This window comes from Bifidobacterium saguinibicoloris, from assembly GCF_019331725.1.
In the GTDB taxonomy this organism is placed as follows: domain Bacteria; phylum Actinomycetota; class Actinomycetes; order Actinomycetales; family Bifidobacteriaceae; genus Bifidobacterium; species Bifidobacterium saguinibicoloris.
The window spans coordinates 44,458-51,034 of sequence record NZ_JAHBBF010000018.1 but is presented as its reverse complement, the minus strand read 5'-3'; the positions used below and the strand labels follow the sequence as shown (position 1 = coordinate 51,034).

Here is a 6,577-nt window from a genome sequence, read left to right as displayed (position 1 = left end):
CGCGATTATCGGCCGCTGGTGTCTTCTTGGAGGCCGATACCCGCGGTGTGGCTTTGGTTTTTGCGATTTTCGGCCTCTGAGAGTTGTTGGGCGTCCGATAGTCGCGGTGGAGCTGTGGTTTCTGCGGTAATCGGCCTCTGGCTGGTGCTGAGGGTCCGTTTGTCGCGATGGCCGAGGTCTCGCCGCGATTATCGGCCGCTGGTGTCTTCTTGGAGGCCGATACCCGCGGTGTGGCTTTGGTTTTTGCGATTTTCGGCCTCTGAGAGTTGTTGGGCGTCCGATAGTCGCGGTGGAGCTGTGGTTTCTGCGGCAATCGGCCTCGGACGGGTGCTGTGCGTCCGATTTCCGCGGCGCCATCGTGTTGCCGCGATTCCCGGCCTCCGGCATGAATCAATGATGCAGTGCTTCGCCGTGGAAGGGGTCCATCACATGTCGTTCGTCTCCCCGTCATCCATCGCCCCATCATCCGTAACCCATCATGCCTTCGGCGGAATGCCGTTCCCGCCTGTCGGCTGGGGTACTCCGAGCCCCATCAGCTTGTGCTCCAATCGCTGCGGCTGCATGATGTCCTCGTAGAACACGTGCACGATGCCGCTGACACCTTGCTCCCGGAGATGTTGGTCCCGACGGCGCGCGTAGTCCATCTTCGCCTGAAGACTGGCGCGATTCGGATTGCTGGTATCCGCGTATTTGGCCATGCCGTCGTATTCCATGACGAGTATCTGGCCGTCGGCGAGCCGCCAGCAGCAATCCACCCGGTAGGGGGCAGCCGGATTGTCCGGATTCGTGAATTCCGCCTGCAGTTCCGGTGCGGCGTAGCCGAGGGTCAGGATGTGCGCACGGAGCATCGATTCCCCGCCGTTCTCGCTGCGCGGGTCGGCGTGGCGTAGCAGCGTGGCTACGGCGTCATCATCGCGTCGGCGGATCTTGGCCATCGCGGAACGGACATCCTTGGCGGTGACCTTCCCGGTGCGCAATGCGGAGTCGTAGATGGGCAGGGCTTGGACGAATGGGTATGCGGCGCAGTCGATGAGCGTGCGTGCCGGCGACGTCATGAGTATGCCTTGGCTGGTTCGCCACTTCGGGATGTCGGTCATGGGTATGCGGCGCAGCGACTCGTGGTCGCGTGGGCTGTGCCCTCCGTTGCTGGCGATCGTCACTGACCCGTCGTGAAGCGTATAGGAGTGTTGGTATCCGTGCAGGCATGCGGCGCTGATTCCTGCGAAGACCCAGGTCTTGTGCTTCGTCGCCAACGCCCGGATGATGTGCAGTGAGCGTTCCTCCGCGTTGAGGTTCGCCCAGTAGGCTGCGTCCGCGTAGCAGTTGGGATATGGCCGTACCAGTTCCTTGGCGGCGAAGCGTCGCCGCAGCGCCTTTTGCATGGCGTCGCCTTCGCCGATGGCGCATCGTCGCGCGTGCTCCGCGTTCTGCAACAGTGCCGTGACTCCGTGGTGTGTTCTCATGATTCGACGGTAAGGAGGCCGAGACCTCCATGTCAACGTGAACCGGGCAATGTGGATAGAGCCCCCTCGCCTGGGCTGATTGTGGATAACTCGGTTTTCGGCCGCGTCCGATAGTCGCGGTGGCTGGTTTGTTGTCGCGGCAATCGGCCGCTGGTTGGTGCTGTGCGTCCGATAGTCGCGGTGGCTGGTGTTCCGTCGCGGTAATCGGCCGCTGGCGTCTTCTTGGAGGCCGATACCCGCGGTGAGGCTTTGGTTTTTGCGATTTTCGGCCGCTGGTTGGTGCTGTGCGTCCGATAGTCGCGGTGGAGCTGTGGTTCCTGTGATTTTCGGCCGTTGGTGTCTTCTTGGAGGCCGTTTGTCGCGGTGGCTGGTGTTCCGCCGCGATTATCGGCCGCCACGGATGCGGTGGCTGCAGTGGATATGGTTACGGCGATGAGAGCATCGCCGACATGTCGAGACCTAATCCATGCGTGGGCGTCGGATGTTCCATACGCTGGGGAGAGGTCTGACCGGGCCCGATTAGTCTGTGCCCGATCAACCCGATCGCCCCAATCGGTGCAGAGACGCAAAGCGATGCACGGCGGCGTCGTAAGAGAAAAGGGCACGACGGCGATGTCTCGATATTTCACTTGGAATACCGGGCGCATCGCCCTGACCTTCGACAACGGTGACGACGATTTCGTGGTGATGTGCGCCGTGCGCATGGACGGCGTCGAGGCGACGTAGGCGGCGAACGCGGCGAAGGCCGTGAGGTGCGGATTGCCCTGCCGTGGCGCCGTGGCTCCATGGCCGCGACGTCGTGGCCGCGACTCTGCTGCCCGCCGGCGAAGGTTTCGCCGACTGGCCCGTGCGTTGGGATGCCGACGCCGCGCAGGCCGTGGTGACGGTGCCATCCGGCACCGGATACGGTTCGCGCACGTTCGGGTTCCGCGCGTGACGTCAGTCCGCCTGACCCGCCTGACTCGCCTGACCCGTCCGGCCCGCCTGACCCGCCACCTTGACGCCGCCCGGCCCGCCTGACCCGCTCAGTCCAGCGGCAGCGTCGATTCGCGTTGGACGAGCCGGCAGTGCACGTAGGTGGTGCCGTGGTGCGGTTTGCCGTTGATGGCGTCCATGAGGCAGCGCGCGGCCACGCGTCCGATGGTCTCGGTCTCGTTGTCGATGGAGGTGAGGGCGGGGCGCGAGTAGGTGGTGAGGATGTCCCAGTTGTCGTGGCCGATGACGGCGACATCGTCCGGGATGCTCAGCCCGCGCTGTTTGAGCGCGTCGATGCAGCCGCGCGCGAGCTGGTCGCTCTGGCAGATGATGGCGTCGAGCTGCACGCCCTGGTCGAGCAGGAGGCGTGTGGCTGCGCGTCCCCAGTCTTCGTTCCATGGGCCGAAGCGTACGGGTCCGGCGGGTTCCATGCCGAGTTCGGCGAGGGCTTCCATGGCGCCTTTGTAGCGGTCGGTGGCGGCCTGGTAGGTTTCGTCGCCGGCGATGATGGCGATGCGTTTGCGGCCGCAGGAGATGAGGTGGTTGACGGCGATGCGTCCGGCTTCGACGTTGTCGCAGGTGACGGAGCAGTCGTCGTGGTTTGTGGAGGGGCCGTAGGCGTAGACGATGGGCACGCCCCAGTCGTCGCCTACGGAGGGGCGTGAGTTGGTGCCGCGTTGGACGAGGATGATGCCGTCCACTTTGAGGGAGAGGAGTTTTTCGATGTGCGCGCGTTCGAGCTGTGCGTCGCCGCGCGCGTTGGCGAGGAGGATGGAGGTGGATTGGGCGCGCAGTTCGTTTTCCGCGCCGATGAGGATCGGGGTGGAGAAGCGTCCCTGCAGGTCGGATGTGATGAGTCCGATGAGTCCGGAGGTGCCGCGGGCGAGCGATTGGGCGAGTTTGTTGGGGGAGTAGTTGAGCTGTTGGGCCGCGGCGAGCACGCGTTTGCGTGTCTCCTCGCTGATGCGGGGCTTGTTGTGGAGCGCCTTCGACGCGGTGGCGAGCGATACGCCCGCGGCGGCGGCCACGTCTTCCAGTCGTGCGGCCTGTCTTCTGTCTTCGGCCATGTCCTGTCCTTAGGTTGTAGGCGATGCGCGCCGGTGGGTGGCGTGCGTCGCGCACGTATGCGATTGGCGCTTTGACGCCGTGGCGCCAACGACGTCGATGGAACCGCTTGTGCGACGAAGCTTCCCCTATTATAGGCCACGATGCGAAAGTTTTCGCATTTTGGCATGTTGCGTGAGGTGTTTGGTAGATTGCGTTCGTTTCGACATGAGAAAGTGCGAAAGTGTTCGGTTTTCCTGTGAAGTAGCCAAAAAGAGGCGACACGTCTCGTTTTACGCCAGTATTTGTGGTGTCAAACCGGTTCGACGGAGGTCTAAAACGCACATTTCACGGCGTGTCGGGGGCGTTTTCGCGAAAGTGCGAAAGCGGTTTTGCGTTTTCCGATGAGGTGCGCTATATTGTGAAAAGGCTTTCGCAGAGTTTCGTTCAGTCGAAGGAGGACCGAGCGGGATGCCGCGAAAGGCCAGGAGGCGGAAGGTCCGCCACCGCCTCTCAGAGATGAGCGGAAACAAACTAGAGAAAGAAGTGATTATGTCTTTCAACAAGGTCACTCGCACGCTTGCCGGCATCGCCGCCGCCGCGATGCTTATCCCGCTGGCCGCCTGTGGTGGTGGCAGCAGCAACGGTGCTGCCGACACCTCGGACATCCCGGCCAAGGGCACCGATGACGGCACCACCATCACCATGTGGACCCGTTCCCCGCTGGAGCGCCAGGCCAAGGGCGTCGTCGAGGCCTACAACAAGAGCCACAAGAACCAGGTGAAGCTGGAGATCATCCCGAACGACGATATGGAAGGCAAGGTCGGCGGCGCCACGCAGACCGACTCCCTGCCCGACATCCTCGCCGGCGACGTCGTGCGTATTCCTTACTGGGCCTCCGAAGGCATCTTCGCGGACATCACCAAGCAGATTGACGGCCTGGACAACCTCAAGGACCTGCAGCAGGGCCACATCGAGGCCGGCACCGTGGACGGCGCCAAGCACACCCTGCCGTTCATCACCGACGTCTCCGTGATGGTCTGGAACAAGAACCTCTACAAGGAGGCCGGACTGGACCCGGAGCAGGGCCCGAAGTCCATCGATGACTTCCTCACCCAGGCCAAGGCCGTGGCCGCCCTCGACAAGGACGGCGTGGCGGGCTCCTACCTCGCCGGCCAGTCCGGCGGCGCCCTGGTGTTCGACCTCTTCCCGTCCGTGTGGGCCGACGGCGAGTCCGTCATGAACGAGGACGGCACCGCCGCCACCCTGAACAACTCCTCCATGAAGGCCGTCCTGGACGCCTACAAGGAGCTGGCCAACACCAAGAACGGCCTCGGCGCGGGCTCCAAGGAAGAGACCGGTGCCACCTGGACCGCCCCGTTCGCGAACGGCAAGATCGGCGTCATGCCCTACCCGAACACCTCCCTCAACGACATCTTCGACGCTGAGAAGAACGGCGGCTTCGAGGTCGGCGTGACCCCGATCCCGGGCACCAAGGAAGGCAAGACCTCCACGTTCCTCGGTGGCGACGCCATGGGCATCTCCAAGGACTCCAAGCACGTCGCGCAGGCCTGGAACTTCCTCTACTGGCTGATGCAGTCCGACACCCAGAAGGAAGTCTTCGCCGACAACGGCTACACCGCCTCCAACATCGAGACCCTGAAGACCGCCTACAAGGACGCCGATCCGCGCATCCAGACCATCAACTCCACGATCATCGACGGCAACGGCCAGACCCCGAAGTCCGCCGCCTTCAACGAGGGCTTCAACGCCGCCGGCTCCCCGTGGCAGCTGCTCGTCCAGAACGCCGTCTGGGGCAAGAGCAACCTCAAGGCCGACAACCAGGCCGTCACCGACGTCCTCGCCGGCAACTGATCGCCATCCGGCGGGTCCTCGGACCACGTCGCATAGATAACTGAACACCCGCCTCCGGTCCGTCTCCCAGGACCGGGCCGGAGACGGCTTCAGAACACCTCACCGCATCCATGCATGTGTTCTGTTGCCGGGGCCGATTCCGTCTTCCTGTTGATATTTCTCCTTCCTTTCTCCTCCAGGAACCGGCCCCGATAACGGATTGCATCCAAGGTTGTCTTTCAATCCCCAATCCCGTCATCCCATTTTTTCGATCATTCGATCACACATCCCAAAGGAGAGAAGCATGTCAAGTGTTTCCAAGTCCGCGGCTGTGCCCGAGCACAAGTCCACGGCCAAGGCGCAGGCATTCAAGCGCGGCATCCTGTACGCGCTGCCGGACTGGGCCATGATCGTCGTCCTCTTCTTCGTGCCTATCGTGCTGCTGGTCATCATGGCCTGCTCGCGTTGGTCCCTGCTGGGCGGCAACCGCGGCTTCAACTTCCCGGACAACTTCGTCGAGGTCGTCAACAACAAGCTGTTCTGGCCCTCCATCTGGTTCACGCTCGAATACACGGTGATTGTCACCATCTTCCTGCTGGCGCTGGGTCTGGGCATGGCGCTCATCGTGCAGGAGAGCACCAAGTGGAACAACGTGCTGCGCACCTGCTTCCTGCTCCCCTCCGCAACCGGTCTCGCCTCCGCGTCCCTGCTGTTCTACGCGCTGTACTCCCCGCAGGTCGGCCCGCTCACCAAGATCCTGAGCGCCCTGGGCCTCATGCAGGACGGCGGCTCCGTGCTCGCCACCGGACAGTCCGCGCTGTGGGCCACGATCGTCGTCATCGTCTGGCGTTTCTCCGGCTACTACATGCTGCTCATGATGATCGGCCTGCAGGCCATCCCGGGCGACCTCTACGAGGCGGCCCGCATGGACGGCGCCGGCACCTGGCGCATCTTCCGCTCCATCACCCTGCCGCTCATGAAGCCCACCATCGTGATGTGCCTCGTTTACTGCGTCACCGGCTCCATCCTCGCCTTCGACCAGTTCTTCATCCTCACCAAGGGCGGCCCGAACAACTCCACGATGACCGTGGTCCAGCTCATCTACAACTTCGCGTTCGACTCCAAGAAGGACCTCGGCATGGCCGCGGCGCTGTCGCTGATCGTGCTCGTCGCCCTCGTCATCATCAACTCCATCCAGATGCGCGGCATGCGCGACAACACCAAGTGAGAAAGGGGAGGTA

Annotated in this window: 5 protein-coding genes; 3 read left to right on the top strand and 2 right to left on the bottom strand. The window is 63.2% G+C overall.

The annotated features are described in order from the left end of the window. Positions 1-476: 476 nt before the first annotated feature. Positions 477-1,433, bottom strand: coding sequence for a hypothetical protein (locus KIH78_RS09555; protein ID WP_236034564.1), 957 nt, complete (start codon positions 1,431-1,433; stop codon positions 477-479). A gap of 829 nt (positions 1,434-2,262) precedes the next feature. On the opposite strand from KIH78_RS09555, the gene KIH78_RS09550 reads away from it, so the two are divergent. Further along, positions 2,263-2,400, top strand: coding sequence for a hypothetical protein (locus KIH78_RS09550; RefSeq protein ID WP_219132162.1), 138 nt, complete (start codon positions 2,263-2,265; stop codon positions 2,398-2,400). Positions 2,401-2,488: 88 nt separating this feature from the next. Here the strand turns inward: KIH78_RS09550 and KIH78_RS09545 are convergent, their stop codons facing one another. After that, on the bottom strand, positions 2,489-3,505 hold the full coding sequence (locus KIH78_RS09545) for a LacI family DNA-binding transcriptional regulator (protein WP_214313826.1): 1,017 nt from the start codon (positions 3,503-3,505) through the stop codon (positions 2,489-2,491). Between the two features lie 526 nt (positions 3,506-4,031). On the opposite strand from KIH78_RS09545, the gene KIH78_RS09540 reads away from it, so the two are divergent. Then, entirely contained in the window at positions 4,032-5,357 is a 1,326-nt protein-coding gene (locus KIH78_RS09540) for an ABC transporter substrate-binding protein (RefSeq protein WP_219132165.1), read from the top strand. Between the two features lie 283 nt (positions 5,358-5,640). Beyond that, the gene (locus KIH78_RS09535; RefSeq protein WP_214313828.1) at positions 5,641-6,564 is read left to right on the top strand and encodes a carbohydrate ABC transporter permease; all 924 of its coding nucleotides are present in this window, start codon (positions 5,641-5,643) and stop codon (positions 6,562-6,564) included. The last annotated feature ends 13 nt before the right edge of the window (positions 6,565-6,577 follow it).